Genomic DNA, 15,134 nt, shown 5'->3' with positions numbered 1-15,134 from the left:
CTCTGTTTACGGAGTTGAAACTAAAGCTGAGTCGTGTTGGCTTTAGGCAAATAGCTTGGGTTGTAGAACTTATTGTCCAGTTGCCAAGGCACGATTTCTTGGTACTCGATAACGGTTTTTTTGCTCGGCTGAATGCTATCAAGCAAGGTCATCTCACTGACGTAGTCTTCGCCGTTGTCGGTTGCACGTCCGTATTGCGCTTGCTTGGCGAGTTTGCCAGAGCGCAAATAAAGATCAGCTTTGATTGGAAACGCATCTTGCTCAGACAACCACAAGTCGATCTTCTGATAACTCGCCCCTTTGGTTTTCGCGGTTAAGGCAAGGTGATAAGCCGCAACACTTTCTCCATTCACCGAAACAGTTTCTGTCGCTTTCCATTCACCTTGATAATCTTGGCTCCACGTCAGGGTTGAGATGTCGCCGATAGACGCTTCACCAAGCAGCTTTTGCATCGGCGTAATACGAATCGGACGGCGACTCTTTGGCATTTGCAGCCAGTAGTTGTCGCCCATCATCAGCATCTTTTGCCCGGCTTCAACCGCAGATTTGAACACCACCAGTGATTCACGATTTGGGCGCGTGTACACGTGATAGAGGCGAGTTTTATCTAACTCTTGGTCTTGATATAAGCGCACCAGTGACACCACTTTGGAGGAATCATCGTGCAAGCGGTAACTGTCCGCTTTTTCAATCAATTGCGCAACTTGCAGTGCATCTAGCGCAGTTTCATTCGCACTGGCATTCATGCTTGCGATGCCGCTTACCGTCAGCAGTGCAATTGGTAATAGTGATTTGAAATTAAACATAAATCAGTGCCTCCGTAATTGGCTTGTTCACTCCTTTGCGCGCCGAGAAAAACGCCGCAATCAAACAAATCATCAATACTGCAAATCCTGCGACAGCCACCAGCTCCCAAGAGAAGTAAATCGTCAATGGGTAACCTTCTGTGCGTCCTGGTGGTGGCGGCATTTGCACATCCACGACCATCAGGAAAATGGTAACTAATGCAGTAAACAAAGCGCCGATTAAGCTGCCAATCACCGCTAGTAACCCTGCTTCGCGCAAGAACCCAGCAATGATTTCGCGAGGGTAGCTACCAAGTGCTGACAAGGTGCCAATTTCACGAGTGCGTTCTGTTACCGACATGGTCATGGTGTTGAACAGGGCGACAAAGACCACCAGCGCCATTACTGCGCCCATAATGCCGAAGATACGGTCGTACAAATCTTTCACTTTGAGATAGAAGAACGCACGTTCTTGCCAAGGCGTAATTTCAATATCTTGATCACCAAAGTTCTGCTTTTGCTTACTCAGAACCGAAGCAACTTGTTGCTCGACTTGGCTCGTTAAACTGGTATCGAATAGGAAGACAGATAGCGCGCTGACTTTGTCTGAACCGAGCAGCGATTGCGCGCTGTTGATGTGCACGTACAGCTGGCGTTTATCAAGCTCAGGCACGCCTGTTGAGTAGATGCCACGCACTTTGAAGTCATACGCGTTCAACGCACCATCGGTTGTAGTCGCCAGTAAGGTAATCCAATCGCCAACGTGCACGCTTAGATTGTTCGCTAAATCAACGCCAAGCATCACTTCTGGCTCTGCAGGGTCATAACGCGATGCATGAATGTTGGACAGCGTCTGTCCTTCACGCACATCTAAAAACGGTCCTTTCATATCGAATTCGCGTTCGTTAACACCAATGCCGATAAAGATCGAGGATTTGTTGCCGTTGGAAATCAAACCGCTGAACTCAACTCGGGGCTGCACGCCTCGCACTTCATTCAACCCAATCAGTTGCTTGGTGATGTCGTCGGCGTGAGTTAAACCGTTACTCAGTGGCATCTCTTCTTCTTTAGCGAAATAACCCGGCGTGGTTAACGTCAGATGCCCCGTGTCACGTGCTGTCGATTCTTTCAAACTGTCGTAGGTGTATAGACCAAAACCGCCCGCACTGGTTAACGCAAACACGGCAATGGCAATGATCAGCATCGACAACAAACTGCGACGGCGATTACGTTGCAGGTTCAACCAAGCAAGGCGAACGGAAACTGGAATTAGCTTGCCCATGAAACCTCCTCCACACTTGCGTGCGTTTGGATAATTTTGCCATCCACCAATTCAATGGTTCGATCGCAGCGGGATGCCATGCGAGGGTCGTGAGTGGCGACAATAAAAGTGGTACCAAGCTCGTGTCCGAGCCCTTTCATAATGTCGATGACCTTGTTGGCAGTTTGGCTATCAAGGCTTGCGGTTGGCTCATCAGCAATCACCAATGCCGGTTTGTGTACTAACGCACGAGCAATTGCCACACGCTGCTGCTGACCGCCCGACAAGTTATCGGGCATATGATGAATAAACTCGCCTAAGCCAACGTGTTCTAGCATTTGTGTGGCGAGCTCGGTTTGTTCCGCTTTTGAAAAGCCGTTAAGGTGTAACGGATACGCAACGTTCTCCAACGCCGTCATCACAGGCACAAGATTGAATTTTTGGAACACAAAACCCAGCTTTTCACGGCGCATTTTCGCAGCTTGCATTTGTCCGGTTGGGTATGGGCAGCCTGCAAATGTCACCTGACCTTGGTATTGAGTATCCAGCATGCCAAGCACGTTAAGTAAGGTGCTTTTGCCTGAGCCAGACGGCCCACACAGAGCCACCATTTCGCCGGCAAACACTTCACCAGACACGTCTCGCAATGCACGTACGGTTTGGCTGCCAAGGGCGTAATCGCGACTAAGTTGATTAAAAACGATCATGACGCCTCCCTAATATTTCGCTAGCAGCGCTTTCGCGGTTTGCGTTTCTAAATTGCTGCCACCCAACTGCTCCATTTGCGCTAACCATGTTTTGGCTTGTTGAACATCTTCAGCACGCAGTGCCGCTTCAATGGCGTAGCGATAAATCCACGACGTTGCCGCGAAAGGTTGTTGGCTAAAACTCGGCTCATCGAGCAATGAAAGGTACAGCTCGTAGCCACGCTCAAAGTGATTGAACATGTCAGGTAAAGAGGTAAACGTAGTGGCTGCCATAGCGGTGGCTAATTGGTATTCCGGCAAGCCTTGTAAGCGTTGTTGTTCTTGCAGTGGTAATGGCTGATTCGCCATTAAGTCCAAGCCTTTTTGGATTGTGGCAAGACCGCGCTCGGTGAACTTCATCTTGTTCCAAGGCATAAACGCCTCACGACCTTGCAACGTCTCCGCACTGCCTAAGTAAACCAAGGTCACCGGCGTTGCGCCCTGCTCTTCGAGTTGTTTGGATAATTCGCCGTAAACGGTATCAACTAAGCCAGAGTCACCCTGCGCCGCTTGGTTGAATTGACTGAGTGTGCGCTCGCTTGGATTAGCCAGAGCCAAATTGATGCTAAGTGCAAATGCGGCGATAAACGTACTTGCCAGTTTAAGAGCTTTAATTGAGCGAGATTGAGAAACCATCATGTACTGTCCTTAGTTGAACGTGATTTGATGGTTTCAGATTAAGGGAGAAGATCGCACGCTGCTTTTGCATGCGACCAATGGCAGTTATGCGGAGTGAATGGTATTGAGAGAGGATGAATGGTTTCGCTCCTCTGAAGCCTGCAAAATCGCTTCGACCATTAAGGTCAGCGCTTTAGGCTGATAGTTACGCTGACGATAAACCAAATAGGCTTCGCGATCCCCGCGGCTATAGGATGGTGCGACGCGCACGAGATTCAATTCAGGCTTAACGTGGCGTAATGGGATTGACGCCATTCCCAAACCGTTTTCCACCGCTTTGATCACCGCTGTTATGTCATTGACCACTAAGCGCGGCTTGCAGTTGAGCATGTCCACCAGCTTGTCTTTCTGATAGATAGGCACTTGTGTGGTGTGTGTGCTGGCTACCCAGTCTTGCTTGGCTAAATCCTCTAAGCTTTCAATGCTGCCACCTGCTTGCGCTAAGTACTCTGGGCTAACAAAGAAAGCGTGCTCTACTTTAAACAACGGGCGCGCGATCATGTCGTCCAAACCATCCAAATCGAACGTCACCACTAGATCACGATCGGTTTCTGGAATCGAATTCACTTGGCTAAGCAGAAGATCAATGGTCACTTTTGGGTAGGTTTTGATGTAATCCTCAACCACCTTATCAACCAAGTCATTGTAAAAGCGGCTTGGCATCACCAATCGAATTCGCCCTTCGACTTGTTGACTTTGTTGGTTGAGCTGCAAAATGCCAGATTCAATCTGCGCCATCGCACTGCTGAGCTGATCAAACGCCTGTAAGCCTGTCTCGGTTGCCACCAACTCACGTCCTTTCTTCTCTAGCAATCTCAATCCTAGACGCGCTTCCAGCGCCGATAAACGACGAGACATGGTAGAGACCGGCAGTTCGAGCTTTTTCGCTGCCGCGAGCAAAGAGCCTTGCTCAACCACTGAGCAAAACAGGTACAGATCATCAACGTTTCCAAATATGGAATTCATACTTCTTCCATTGGTTATTTTTTCCAATTTTAGATGAGTATAACCTAGCCCACGTAGAAAAGAGACCCGAATATGCCGTGAACGCGGCGCGTAATAACGAATGAATACTAGGTACAGACGTGAAAGAAAATATTTATAAATACGCGATATACACTGTTTTTTCAGCGGCTGCTTTGTTCTCCGCTTTTTTAGTCACCTCAGACAATCTTTCCCCTTTCACCACCCAAGCGACACTGCATCGTAATGTCGCAACCATTGCGCCGGAGGTATCTGGTGTGATTACGGATGTGATGGTGAATAACGGTGAATTGGTTGAAAAAGGTCAGCCACTGTTTGCTATCGATGCCAGCAGCTACCAATTGAAAGTGGCACAAGCCAAAGCCGAACTGCGCCAAGCACGTGAATCAGATTCCGCGAAATGGCAACAATTGGCAGCAGCGAAACAAACCCAAAGCCAACGCGAGTTCGAATACCACAACGCGAAGCAAAAACTGACGCGTAACCAAAAACTGCGCAACAAAGGGCTGGCAACAGAGCAAGAACTTGATGACGCGATCACCAATACACAAGTCGCCAGCAGCGCGGTTGAAGCAGCGAACGCAGAAGTGAAACGTATTGAAGCAGAGCTTTCTACTCAAGACCGTACGGCAGCTATCGAGTTGGCAGAAGCTAAGCTTGCCAGCGCAGAGCTGGATTTAAGCCATACCCAAATCGTGGCGCAAACTGAAGGCGTGGTAACTAACTTGCAACTGCAATCAGGCAGCTACATCACACAAGGCACAGCGTCATTGATGCTGGTGGACGAAGCTCATGCGTGGATCAGTGCAGACTTCAACGAAAAAGGCATTGATAAGCTAACTAATGGTCGCGAAGTGTTGGTGTCCTTCGATGCGCTACCGGGCAAAGTATTTAGTGGTGAAGTCAGCAGCCAAGAGCGTGCGATTTACGATACCAACAATGCTAATGGGCAGCTTTCTAGCGTGACCAATGATACTCGTTGGATCCGTGAGCAACAGAAAGTACGTACCCGCATTACGGTCAACGAGCTGGATCCGTCGATGATTTCTGGTTCACGAGCAAGTGTGATCGTTGAAAGCGGCAATCCAATCATGGATGTCATTGGCTCGGCTTGGATTCACTTGGTGGCGATGTTCCGCTACATCTACTAAGAGGTGAACCATGCGGACCTTCGAAAGCCTGTTTCAAAATCGCTCTGAGCGTAATGAAGCACTGCGTGTCGCCCTTACTGTGACAATTTGTATGGTGCTGGGCAAACTGCTGAACCTTGATTCTCCAGTTTATCTGGCGCTGTACCCAACCATCATCATGACCAAGAACAAAGACTATTCTTGGCTTGGTCTGCTTCGCACCTTGCTACCTACGTTATTAGCAGCAAGTGCAGCATTAGTGGTAACTGAAGTGTTTTCGCAGCATCCGTTTGTGGTGTGGACCATTAGCTTGTTCTTCTTCGACTTTATGCGCCGCAGAGCTACCACGCCGCCGAAGAAAGGTCAGATGCTAATGCCAACCTTCAACTGGATTCTGATTGTGGTGTTTGCTCAGCATACCACCATGGACATGCCAATGCGCATCCATGAAATCTTGCTGTCGATGCTGATTACCATGGTCGTCGCGAAAACCATGGTAGCTCTATTCCCTGTTGAACGTGGCGGCAAGCCTCCAGTATTTGAAGAAGAGCCTGTTACGTTTGAGAACCGAGCGATTTCACTCGCGTTGATTGGTCTTGGTGTGGCGTTCTTGATGATTGTCGACATCATCTCAGCAACGTTTTGTTTGGTGCCTGTGATTGCCGCCGCAACACAAACCACACACAAAAGCTTTATCGACGTGGTTGACCGCCGTTTTCAAACTCAGGTGGGCGGCTGTGCATTAGCTGTAGTGTTCACCTTGTTGATGGCTGGGCATCAGTCCACGTTCGGTTACTACACCATCGTATTGGGTCTGCTTGCCTTTATGATTACCGCATCAATGGCAAAAGCGAAAGGCCCAGCCAAAGATGTCCATGCCGATGCGTTATTGGCGACCATGTTGCCGATTCAACTCTACATGACCAGCAATGAACTGGGCTTGGAGAGCACCTTCCTCCGAGCTTGGGAGCTCACCGTGACTTTGTTTGTGCTGTGGGCGTTGTACCATTTCACGCACAAACCAAAAAATGTATGGTCCGCCCCGTTATTGCAACTACAATTAAGTCATAACGGAGTTGGTTTGCGCTAATGTATTCGGAGTCCTTGTTGGGAGCACTAGCTTCCCAGCTCCACGATGATATCTGCGCCAGATTATCCTTAAAAAGCCCAAAGCGTTTAACGCTATTTTTTGTGTCAGGTTCTTAATCTGGTCGATTGACCGTTTTTGTCATCACGTTCATTGGCGTTGCAAACTTGGTTATAGCTATACAGCCTTAAAAGCTTGGCGGTGGTATAACACCGCCCAAGCTATTCTTGCTAGCTTGTTGGCAAGTGCTACGACCACAACATTAAATGGCTTCGTCGCCCGGAGCTTGATGAGCCACTCTCCAAACACTTTCCCTGTCGTTTCTAGCCTTGAGAGAACTGCTCTTGCTCCATGGATAAACAGAGTTCTGAGATGTTTATTGCCTCGTTTACTCATGCCAAGTAGCTTGGTCTTTCCTCCCGTAGAGAACTGTCTCGGCACAAGCCCTAACCATGCAGCCATTTCCCGACCATTGGTGAAGTTACTTGGGGAACTTACATCGGCAACACACAACGTCGATGTGAGGTCGCCAACGCCAGGGATAGTTTTCAGCAATTGTGCACTTTCGTTATTGTTAACAACGGCTTGAAGCTTACTGTCTTGAACTTTGACTCGTTCATTAAGGTATTTGTAATGCTCGTGGATAGACACTAATTCAACGAGTAAGCTTTCTGGTAAAGACGCTTTTTGCTCTGCTAGCCATTGGAAGAGAGCCTTCATCTTTGCATGCCCCTTTGGAAAACTTAGGCCGAACTCAAGCAAGATAGCCCCAATTCGAGACATGGCGGCCGTTCTCTCCTTGATATAACCATCTCTGACACGATGAATCGCTGCGATAACTTGGGCTTCTTCACTTTTTACCGCGATAAACCTCATTGTTGGTCGACCAGCGGCTTCTGCGATTGCTGATGCATCTATGAAATCATTTTTGTTGCCTTTGACATAAGGCTTAACGTACTGGGGAGGAATAAGTCGAACTTAATGACCGTATTCACCACTCTTGCGAGCAAGCCAATGAGCACCGCCACAAGCTTCGAAAGCAATGGTTGTTGGTTCGATTTTACAAAGGAAACGTTGGAGTTGGTTTCGACTAAACTTACGACGTAATACTTCTGCACCTGAACGGTTATGAGCGATAGCGTGGAAACAGTGCTTGCCTAGGTCGATACCTAAAATATGAATAGAAGACATATGGTTCACCTCATTCTGAGAGCCTACTCTAAGCTTAAGGGCTTGAGAGTGGGGCGGACCATATAATTAAGCCCAAGCCTAATCATGCCATCGCCTTAAATGCTCAATACTTAAGGCGAATCTGCTCATTTCATTGCGCTGTCTGTACCAATTTCCATTTCAACCTTATAAAAAGTGTGGCGCAAAGCCTCAGCCTGGTGTATTTATCCTTCCCACGACTTTCCAAGTCAGCTTACCCATAACAGGCGGCGTCGCACACTCCTCTCTTGCACACCTTTGCGTGGTGTCTGTTATTTCCAAATTGGATTCTTAGCATCGGAATAGTTTGAGCTCGCAGAGTTCTGGTTGTTTTCGCCCCGCGTTGGGGCGTTTTTAGGTTGTAGAAGATGAACAAGCGTTTCTTCCCTAGGATTGATTTGCCACTTTTGATGGCGATCATTCCGATCATGCTATTGAGTTCACTCACTCTCTGGAGTGCCAGTGGATTTAATGAAGCTATGCTATTTAAGCACCTCGCTCGATGCGGTTTGACGCTGGTGTGTATTTTGGTCATGTCGTCGATTCCTGCGTCCAGTTATCAACGTTCAGCGCCTTATTTGTATCTGGTTGCGGTTTCGCTCTTGGCTGCCGTTGCCCTGTTTGGCGATAGCACCAATGGCTCGCAGCGTTGGCTCGATATCGGCCTCTTCCGCTTTCAACCCTCTGAGCTGATCAAGCTCTCCATTCCCATTATGATTGCGTGGATGCTGCATCTAGAAGGTGGGCGACCAGACATTCGAAAAATTGCTTTCTGTTTGCTGATCACCTTTGTTCCTGCGGGCTTAATTGCCTTACAACCTGACTTGGACGGCGCTATCTTCACCGTGATTTACGCGTTGTTTGTACTGTTCTTTGCAGGCATGAGCTGGAAGATAATTGGTGGATTTTTAGTGAGCGTCCTTACACTAGCTCCAATACTCTGGTTCTTTGTCATGGAGTCTTATCAAAAAAGCCGTGTCACCCAGTTCCTAGATCCTGAGTCGGACCCTCTGGGTTCAGGCTACCAAATCATTCAATCATTGATTGCGATTGGGTCTGGCGGCATGAAGGGCAAAGGGTGGATGAATGCGACTCAAGGCACGCTAGGCTTTATTCCAGAAAGCCATACCGACTTTATCTTTTCGACCTATGCAGAAGAATGGGGCTTTATTGGCTGTGTGGTGTTGTTGGGATTGTACTTGTTCATTACCGCACGTGTAATGCTGCTGGCGTGCCAATCTGAGCACTTTTTCAGTCGTTTAGTGAGCGGTGCATTGGCGATGAGCTTCTTCCTTTACGCCTTCATCAACACAGGCATGGTAAGTGGCTTATTGCCGGTTATGGGGAGCCCATTGCCGTTCTTTAGCTACGGTGGTACGGCGATGCTAACCCAAGGTATCTGTTTTGGCGTGATCATGTCACTGTGTTATTCCAAGTATCGAAACACCTAAACGCTAGTCACAATAAAACAGGCAAACTATACGATCAAAAAAGGCTTCCCTCGGGAAGCCTTTTTTACAACTGGAAAACCGAATTATAGTTCGCCGTTGTGGTATACCTGTTGAACGTCGTCACAGTCGTCTAGAAGATCTAGGAACTTCTGGAATTTCTCTGCATCTTCACCCGCAACTGGCGTGTGAGTCTGAGGAACGAATGTGATTTCTTCAACGTCGATCGTTAGATCTGGGAATGCACCGTTAAGCGCAGTTTTTGTTTTGAAGAACTCAGTGTGAGGTGCGAACACAGTGATAACACCATCTTCTAGCTCAACGTCAGTAACGTCCACGTCTTCCATCATTAGCGTTTCTAGGATGATTTCATCATCTTCGCCTTTGAATTGGAATACCGCTTGGTGATCGAACATGTGAGAAACAGAACCTTCAACACCAATTTTCGCACCCACCTTAACAAAGCATTGGCGAACGTCTTGGAATGTACGGTTACCGTTGTCTGTTAGACAGTCTACGATCACGCTTGTGCCGCCAGGGCCAAAACCTTCGTAACGTGCTGGTGTGTAGTCTTCACCACCGCCGCCGTTCGCTTTGTCGATCGCTTTATCGATAACGTGTGCAGGAACTTGGTCTTTTTTCGCTTTTGCGATCAGGTGCTTCAGAGACAAGTTCATGTCTGGATCACCACCACCGTTTTTCGCGCACATGTAAATTTCTTTACCGTATTTGGAATAAACTTTAATTTTTGCGCCTGCAGTTTTCGCCATAGAGGCTTTGCGCACTTCAAAACTTCTTCCCATCGGGATGTCTCTCTAAATTCAAATTTAATGCGAAGGATTTTAGCAAAGAGTGAAGAATTTTACCTTTTCACCCTGCAAAGAAATGGGGAGAATACCTCATTCGCCGCTGTGATTTGCACCATAGCCACGTTCCGCTCTACGCGACACCCATCACTCGTTTGTACTTATCGACTGCCTGTTGAAAAAACACTTTCTCATCAGCATCGTTAATCTTAGACAGCTGTTCTTCTATTGCCTCAGGACCAGATTTCGCCTCTTTAAGCTTCCAAACTAAAAACGACGCTTGCTTATCAAGTTCGATTTTGTTTTTCTCGTCAGGCGGCAATAGGGATAGATTAAACGACATGTACAGCCTCAAGGTACTTAAATACTAGCCGCGCACTATAACACACAGATTTAGCATTTAAGAAGTGAAACACACTTTACTTGATCAATTTCAAGTTGCATGTTTGGGGTTGGATCGCGTTTGCAATGATTCCGGCAGGTATTGCTCAAAAATTTGCTTCAAGCGTTCTTTTGTCACCGGTTTAGCAACAAATTCATTCATCCCAATAGCAAAACATCGTCGCTGATCTTCTTTGATAACGTTCGCACTCAAAGCAACAATCGGTACTTGCTTACCCCAAACACCCATCTTGCGAATATTCTCTGTAGCAACAAAACCATCCATCACTGGCATTTGGCAGTCCATCAGAATCAGATCGAATTGATGCTCTTGGCACAGTTTAAGTGCTTCCTCACCGTGTTCAGCAACTCGAACTTGCATACCGAGCTTCTCCAACATAATACGCACTACTTTCTGATTGACCTCAGTATCTTCAACCACCAGTACCCATGGTTTTCCACTGTCAGGCTTTAGCTCTGTATTTTCAGAGGTATTGGTGTCACCATTTGGAAACTCAAGGACATTAATCGTATTGGAGGCGATCAGCTTGTCACTGACGATATTGAGTGGAATGGTGAATTCAAAACAGCTTCCTAGACCGGGTTCACTGGTCAGGCGAATATTCCCCCCCATGACTTCAACTAAACTGCTACAAATCGCTAAACCAAGACCTGTGCCTCCGTATTTACGCGTTGTACTGCCATCGGCTTGTTGGAACTTCTCAAATACCGCTTGTTGGTTTTCTTTGGCGATGCCTATACCAGAGTCCACCACTCGAAAACTCACGCTCGCAACCCCCTCTTCTCGGCTCACTTGTGACACCATCAACTTAACGTGCCCGCGCTCAGTGAACTTTACCGCGTTACTGAGCAGGTTGCTCAACACTTGTTTAAGTCTGCCAACATCCCCTTCGACTTCTAGCGGTAACTTAGGATCAATATCGCAAACCAGTTGTAGCCCCTTCTGTTGGGCTTTGACAGTATGAAGGCGTCCAACCTCCTGCAACAAATCGAATAGACTGTAGGCCGTGCTTTCCAGTTCAACCTTGCCCGCTTCAATTTTGGAAAAGTCGAGTATGTCGTCGATGATTACCATCAGCGAGTTTGACGAATTGTTGATAATGGAGACCAAGTCTTTTTGTTGTTCGTCAAGCTTGGTATCGCTGAGTAAAGAGGCAACACCGATAATTCCATTCATTGGTGTACGAATCTCATGACTCATAGTGGCAAGGAATTCGCTCTTCTTACGGTTTGCGATTTCGGCTTTGTCGCGCGCAGCTTCGATTTCTACTTGGTGCTCACTAACACGCTCAACACTACGGTTGTATTTGCGTTCTAACAAACCTACTTCGTCGAAAAACCAACGCTTAGGAAGCTGCACCTTACTTGGTACATGGCCACCGCTGAAATCACTCACCGCACCAGAAAGCAACTGCAATGGTTTCACCATCAAGCGAAACGTAACCCATAATACACCTAGGATGAGTAAAAAGATCTTGATCGCTTCCGCGATCACGAGAAAAAAGAAGGTTTGCCATAACCCTTGGTAGATAGGGCTGAGATCCGATTGCACTGTCACTTGAGCAAGATCATACGTTTTTACCCCTGTGTCATATTGCAATGGCCATTGACGCTCGATCCGATCTTCCGTCAATGCGCTGCCTAGTTCGAAGATCACTTCATCCGGCGTTGCGATTCTTAAGTAATCAACCGACGGCAAACGCATGGCTCCCTCAGCCTGTGCACGTAACAGTTCTCGGTCTTCAACCCACAGGCTGGCAGAAAAACTGGAAAGGTAGCTGGTTTTCACCTGTTCTAGTTCTTTATCCAAGCGAACAAGATCATCGCTGAAATCACGATACAAACTGATGGAAGAGCTGATCACGGTAAAGATTAAACTCAACGCAAAAATCGCCAACATCAATTGATTCCCGATGCTAAATCTGGGTTGAACTCGCTCTATTGTATCCATATGAAATCGATCCCTTAAACTTGCGCTACTATAAATATAGTCAGGTCACGACAATAATCGAGGTTAGAATGAAAGGACTCTTACGTACATTAGGCTTTAGTTTTATGGCCTTAAGCGCACACACCATGGCGAGCGAAGTGAACTACTACGTTATCTCTGAGCAAGCTCGACCATTCCAAATAGAACAACAAGGTGAACAACATTCCGGAATTGTGACTGACATCGTAAGTGCAATCTTTGCCGAATCCGATTATGAGGTGAAATACCACACTTACCCATTTAAGCGCATGATTTCAGTACTTGAAGCGGGCGGAGAGGAGAATTGGGTCACTTATGGCAGCCCGAATTGGGGCAAGGTGCAATCGGAAAACCTCTCTGAACAACCTATTTACACTGTAAAACACGTACTGGTTTCTAGCAGCAAAGTCCCCTTTAAATTCAGCGATATGCAGAACATGCAAGGTCGTTCAATTGTGCTGCTGCTTGGCTTTGATTACCCAAACTTGAGCCCTTTCTTTGAAAACGGTACCGTCAATGAAATGCGCGTCAAAGACTACGACGCCGCATATCGCGTTCTGCAACGAACCCCTGGTGATACCGCGTTTGTCGAAATGGAATCGCGTGTGGTGTACAACATCAAACGTTTAGAACTGCCAATGGGAGACTTCCAGATCCAATCTTTCAGCTCTGTCATTCCAGATTACTCCATCTATTTGGCTTTCTCTCCGGAGATGAATCCAAAAGTGCAGAGCTTCATCAATAAGCGCCTAGCAGAACTAAAAAGTTCGGGACAAATCGACGATATCATCAAAAAATACATCTAGTCGTTCACACTTAATCAGTCATAAAAAAAAGCAGCCAGCTTCAAAAAGCTGGCTGTTTGATTTTTATCTAGTTTCAGCAACTAATCTTGTTCCACAAACTTAGGGTCGAACATGTGGCCGAGCTTGTTGGCTTTGGTTTGTAAGTAGTGCTGGTTATTGGGGTTATTACCTTCTTGTAGTGGCACTCGCTCAACCACGTTAATGTCCACCTTCTTAAGCGCTGCAAGCTTACGTGGATTGTTAGTCATCAAACGCACTTCATCGATTCCAAGATGTTCCAGCATACCCTTACAAAACGCGTAATCACGCATATCGGCAGCAAAGCCAAGACGCTCATTGGCTTCAACGGTGTCAGCTCCTTCATCTTGAAGATGATACGCACGAATCTTGTTGATTAAACCAATCCCCCTGCCCTCTTGACGAAGATAGAGCAACACACCGCTGCCTTCTTCGACGATGTTTTGCAACGCACGATTAAGCTGGAATCCACAATCACAACGCGTACTGAACAGCGCATCACCGGTTAAACACTCTGAGTGCAAGCGAATCAGTGGCGCTTCTCTTTTAGAAGGCTCACCATACACCAACGCAAGATGCTCTTTTCCCGTCGCGTTCTCGATAAAGCCATGCATGACAAATGTCCCCCATTGAGTGGGCAGTTTGGCTCTATCGACAAAGCGAACCAAGTTATAAGGTTCTCGGTGTTTAAGTTCTGCACGTACGTTCATTAAGATCTCACCTAAATGATTCTGACCGGAACCATCACCACCGTCGCCCCAGAAGGCATCCTTGTGCGAATGTTCTGTTAGACATGCATTCCCTGTCTGCATCAACTTTTTAGCAAGCTGAGGGTTTTGCAGAAACTTCTCACGTACGATAAACGCCATCACAGAGAGCTTGTCTTCATCCCAATCTTCGCGCACTAAGTGCTGATGTTTGCGGCTTAAAGCAAAGGCTTCATCGGGGCTTTTAGCAATGAGAATCTTATTTTTTAGTTCGGGATCGCTAAACTTTTGAGCTTGATAATAATGTTCGCTGGTAGGCCAAAATTGAGTAGAGACTCTGATCGGGACTTGGCAAAAATTGGAGAGGAAACCGTGAGATTCATCGGGTTCATAAAAAAGGATCTGATCAACCATAATCGTACTCCTGACGTTGCTATTCAATAGTCAACAAAAAGCATATCGCTATTGATATAATGTTTAGTAACGCAGGATAAGAAAGTCAAACAATTTGGTGTAAATCAGAAAATGAAAAGGGCAGCCTTATGACTACCCTAAGGTTTTATTCCGCAGTGGAGAATCAGTGAATTAAGCCAAGTTCCCTTGCTTCTTCGACGCTTAAGCCGCTTTCACGGATTTCACGAAGTGCTTCAATACGACGTCTTGCTTCGGCAGACTTCACAGTTTTCTCAGGTCTCACAACGGATTCTTCTTCTGGGAGCTCCCACTTGTGAGCAATGTTGCTCATCTCTTCATGGTCGATAGAATTAATGGACATATTTCCTCCGAACACACCATGTTTTCGATGGCTAATCTATAGCAAACCCCTACCGCTGAGGTAAGAAAAACTGTGGGGAAATGTGACCCCTTTCGACCTTTCACTAACTCGTTAATAGATTCATCATTTAGTTTTTGCAAAGCGCGTTTTTAGCGATTAAATTTGAAGAATTCCCCCTACGAAAAGTGAGCTGATCCAGCTCTCATTTTTCCCTCGTAAATTCACACTTCCATAACGGAAAAAATTCTTTTTATTACACTCAACTTTCGAGTCACTTCACTGATTGGACGGTTTTGCCTTTCGTAAATCTTACACACCTGATA

Annotated in this window: 14 protein-coding genes and 1 pseudogene; 4 read left to right on the top strand and 11 right to left on the bottom strand. The window is 46.8% G+C overall.

Features of this window, described 5'->3' with window-relative positions; translation table 11 throughout:
* Window positions 1–20: 20 nt before the first annotated feature.
* The 5 genes from J4N37_RS20665 to J4N37_RS20645 all read right to left on the bottom strand — a co-directional run bounded on the left by J4N37_RS20665 (window position 21) and on the right by J4N37_RS20645 (window position 4,436).
* A complete protein-coding gene (locus J4N37_RS20665; protein WP_045385754.1) occupies window positions 21–806 on the bottom strand; it encodes an outer membrane lipoprotein-sorting protein in 786 nt (261 codons plus the stop codon).
* Complete coding sequence (locus J4N37_RS20660) at window positions 799–2,067, bottom strand: ABC transporter permease (RefSeq protein WP_252042160.1); 1,269 nt, start codon at window positions 2,065–2,067, stop codon at window positions 799–801. The genes J4N37_RS20665 and J4N37_RS20660 overlap by 8 nt, the downstream gene beginning before the upstream one ends.
* Window positions 2,055–2,753: an ABC transporter ATP-binding protein gene (locus J4N37_RS20655; RefSeq protein ID WP_252042159.1), complete on the bottom strand. Its 699-nt coding sequence runs from the start codon at window positions 2,751–2,753 to the stop codon at window positions 2,055–2,057. The genes J4N37_RS20660 and J4N37_RS20655 overlap by 13 nt, the downstream gene beginning before the upstream one ends.
* Window positions 2,754–2,762: 9 nt before the next feature.
* Window positions 2,763–3,431 (bottom strand): hypothetical protein, encoded by a 669-nt coding sequence (locus J4N37_RS20650; RefSeq protein WP_252042158.1) that lies wholly within the window; start codon window positions 3,429–3,431, stop codon window positions 2,763–2,765.
* 84 nt (window positions 3,432–3,515) lie between these two features.
* On the bottom strand, window positions 3,516–4,436 hold the full coding sequence (locus J4N37_RS20645; protein ID WP_114092552.1) for a LysR family transcriptional regulator: 921 nt from the start codon (window positions 4,434–4,436) through the stop codon (window positions 3,516–3,518).
* A gap of 119 nt (window positions 4,437–4,555) precedes the next feature.
* Between J4N37_RS20645 and J4N37_RS20640 the strand changes: the two genes are divergently transcribed.
* Both J4N37_RS20640 and J4N37_RS20635 read left to right on the top strand, forming a co-directional pair.
* Entirely contained in the window at window positions 4,556–5,605 is a 1,050-nt protein-coding gene (locus tag J4N37_RS20640; protein WP_252042156.1) for an HlyD family secretion protein, read from the top strand.
* A 10-nt stretch (window positions 5,606–5,615) separates the two neighbouring features.
* A complete protein-coding gene (locus J4N37_RS20635) occupies window positions 5,616–6,674 on the top strand; it encodes a DUF2955 domain-containing protein (protein WP_252042155.1) in 1,059 nt (352 codons plus the stop codon).
* 174 nt (window positions 6,675–6,848) lie between these two features.
* On the opposite strand, the pseudogene J4N37_RS20630 reads toward J4N37_RS20635, so the two are convergent.
* Window positions 6,849–7,862: pseudogene (locus J4N37_RS20630) on the bottom strand (IS110 family RNA-guided transposase).
* Window positions 7,863–8,248: 386 nt separating this feature from the next.
* Between J4N37_RS20630 and rodA the strand changes: the two are divergent.
* Complete coding sequence (gene rodA / locus J4N37_RS20625) at window positions 8,249–9,331, top strand: rod shape-determining protein RodA (RefSeq protein ID WP_252042154.1); 1,083 nt, start codon at window positions 8,249–8,251, stop codon at window positions 9,329–9,331.
* A gap of 83 nt (window positions 9,332–9,414) precedes the next feature.
* On the opposite strand, the gene J4N37_RS20620 is transcribed toward rodA, so the two are convergent.
* The 3 genes from J4N37_RS20620 to J4N37_RS20610 form a co-directional block, all read right to left on the bottom strand.
* Window positions 9,415–10,131, bottom strand: coding sequence for a YebC/PmpR family DNA-binding transcriptional regulator (locus J4N37_RS20620; RefSeq protein ID WP_005428886.1), 717 nt, complete (start codon window positions 10,129–10,131; stop codon window positions 9,415–9,417).
* 136 nt (window positions 10,132–10,267) lie between these two features.
* Window positions 10,268–10,477 (bottom strand): DUF3283 family protein, encoded by a 210-nt coding sequence (locus J4N37_RS20615; RefSeq protein WP_045385762.1) that lies wholly within the window; start codon window positions 10,475–10,477, stop codon window positions 10,268–10,270.
* Window positions 10,478–10,567: 90 nt separating this feature from the next.
* Window positions 10,568–12,487 carry an ATP-binding protein gene (locus J4N37_RS20610; RefSeq protein ID WP_045385764.1) on the bottom strand — a complete coding sequence of 640 codons (1,920 nt, stop codon included), beginning with the start codon at window positions 12,485–12,487 and terminating at the stop codon, window positions 10,568–10,570.
* A gap of 68 nt (window positions 12,488–12,555) precedes the next feature.
* On the opposite strand from J4N37_RS20610, the gene J4N37_RS20605 reads away from it, so the two are divergent.
* The gene (locus J4N37_RS20605; protein ID WP_045385765.1) at window positions 12,556–13,311 is read left to right on the top strand and encodes a substrate-binding periplasmic protein; all 756 of its coding nucleotides are present in this window, start codon (window positions 12,556–12,558) and stop codon (window positions 13,309–13,311) included.
* An 80-nt stretch (window positions 13,312–13,391) separates the two neighbouring features.
* Here J4N37_RS20605 and ribA read toward each other — a convergent pair whose 3' ends face one another.
* Window positions 13,392–14,450, bottom strand: a complete 1,059-nt coding sequence (gene ribA, locus J4N37_RS20600; protein ID WP_082038694.1) for a GTP cyclohydrolase II — start codon at window positions 14,448–14,450, stop codon at window positions 13,392–13,394.
* A gap of 163 nt (window positions 14,451–14,613) precedes the next feature.
* On the bottom strand, window positions 14,614–14,811 hold the full coding sequence (locus J4N37_RS20595) for a PA3496 family putative envelope integrity protein (protein ID WP_045385766.1): 198 nt from the start codon (window positions 14,809–14,811) through the stop codon (window positions 14,614–14,616).
* Window positions 14,812–15,134 lie beyond the last annotated feature (323 nt).

The sequence above is a fragment of the Vibrio sp. SCSIO 43153 genome (assembly GCF_023716625.1).
Taxonomy (GTDB): Bacteria; Pseudomonadota; Gammaproteobacteria; order Enterobacterales; family Vibrionaceae; genus Vibrio; species Vibrio rotiferianus.
This window is presented reverse-complemented; position numbering and strand designations above follow the sequence as displayed.

What these genes read in the sequence shown, in the direction of transcription:
- J4N37_RS20635 (WP_252042155.1), top strand. Translation starts at nt 5,616, where the DNA reads ATGCGGACCTTCGAAAGCCTGTTTCAAAATCGCTCTGAGCGTAATGAA.
- rodA (WP_252042154.1), top strand. Translation starts at nt 8,249, where the DNA reads ATGAACAAGCGTTTCTTCCCTAGGATTGATTTGCCACTTTTGATGGCG.
- ribA (WP_082038694.1), bottom strand. Translation starts at nt 14,450, where the DNA reads ATGGTTGATCAGATCCTTTTTTATGAACCCGATGAATCTCACGGTTTC.
- J4N37_RS20615 (WP_045385762.1), bottom strand. Translation starts at nt 10,477, where the DNA reads ATGTCGTTTAATCTATCCCTATTGCCGCCTGACGAGAAAAACAAAATC.
- J4N37_RS20655 (WP_252042159.1), bottom strand. Translation starts at nt 2,753, where the DNA reads ATGATCGTTTTTAATCAACTTAGTCGCGATTACGCCCTTGGCAGCCAA.
- J4N37_RS20660 (WP_252042160.1), bottom strand. Translation starts at nt 2,067, where the DNA reads ATGGGCAAGCTAATTCCAGTTTCCGTTCGCCTTGCTTGGTTGAACCTG.
- J4N37_RS20595 (WP_045385766.1), bottom strand. Translation starts at nt 14,811, where the DNA reads ATGTCCATTAATTCTATCGACCATGAAGAGATGAGCAACATTGCTCAC.
- J4N37_RS20645 (WP_114092552.1), bottom strand. Translation starts at nt 4,436, where the DNA reads ATGAATTCCATATTTGGAAACGTTGATGATCTGTACCTGTTTTGCTCA.
- J4N37_RS20605 (WP_045385765.1), top strand. Translation starts at nt 12,556, where the DNA reads ATGAAAGGACTCTTACGTACATTAGGCTTTAGTTTTATGGCCTTAAGC.
- J4N37_RS20650 (WP_252042158.1), bottom strand. Translation starts at nt 3,431, where the DNA reads ATGATGGTTTCTCAATCTCGCTCAATTAAAGCTCTTAAACTGGCAAGT.
- J4N37_RS20620 (WP_005428886.1), bottom strand. Translation starts at nt 10,131, where the DNA reads ATGGGAAGAAGTTTTGAAGTGCGCAAAGCCTCTATGGCGAAAACTGCA.
- J4N37_RS20610 (WP_045385764.1), bottom strand. Translation starts at nt 12,487, where the DNA reads ATGGATACAATAGAGCGAGTTCAACCCAGATTTAGCATCGGGAATCAA.
- J4N37_RS20665 (WP_045385754.1), bottom strand. Translation starts at nt 806, where the DNA reads ATGTTTAATTTCAAATCACTATTACCAATTGCACTGCTGACGGTAAGC.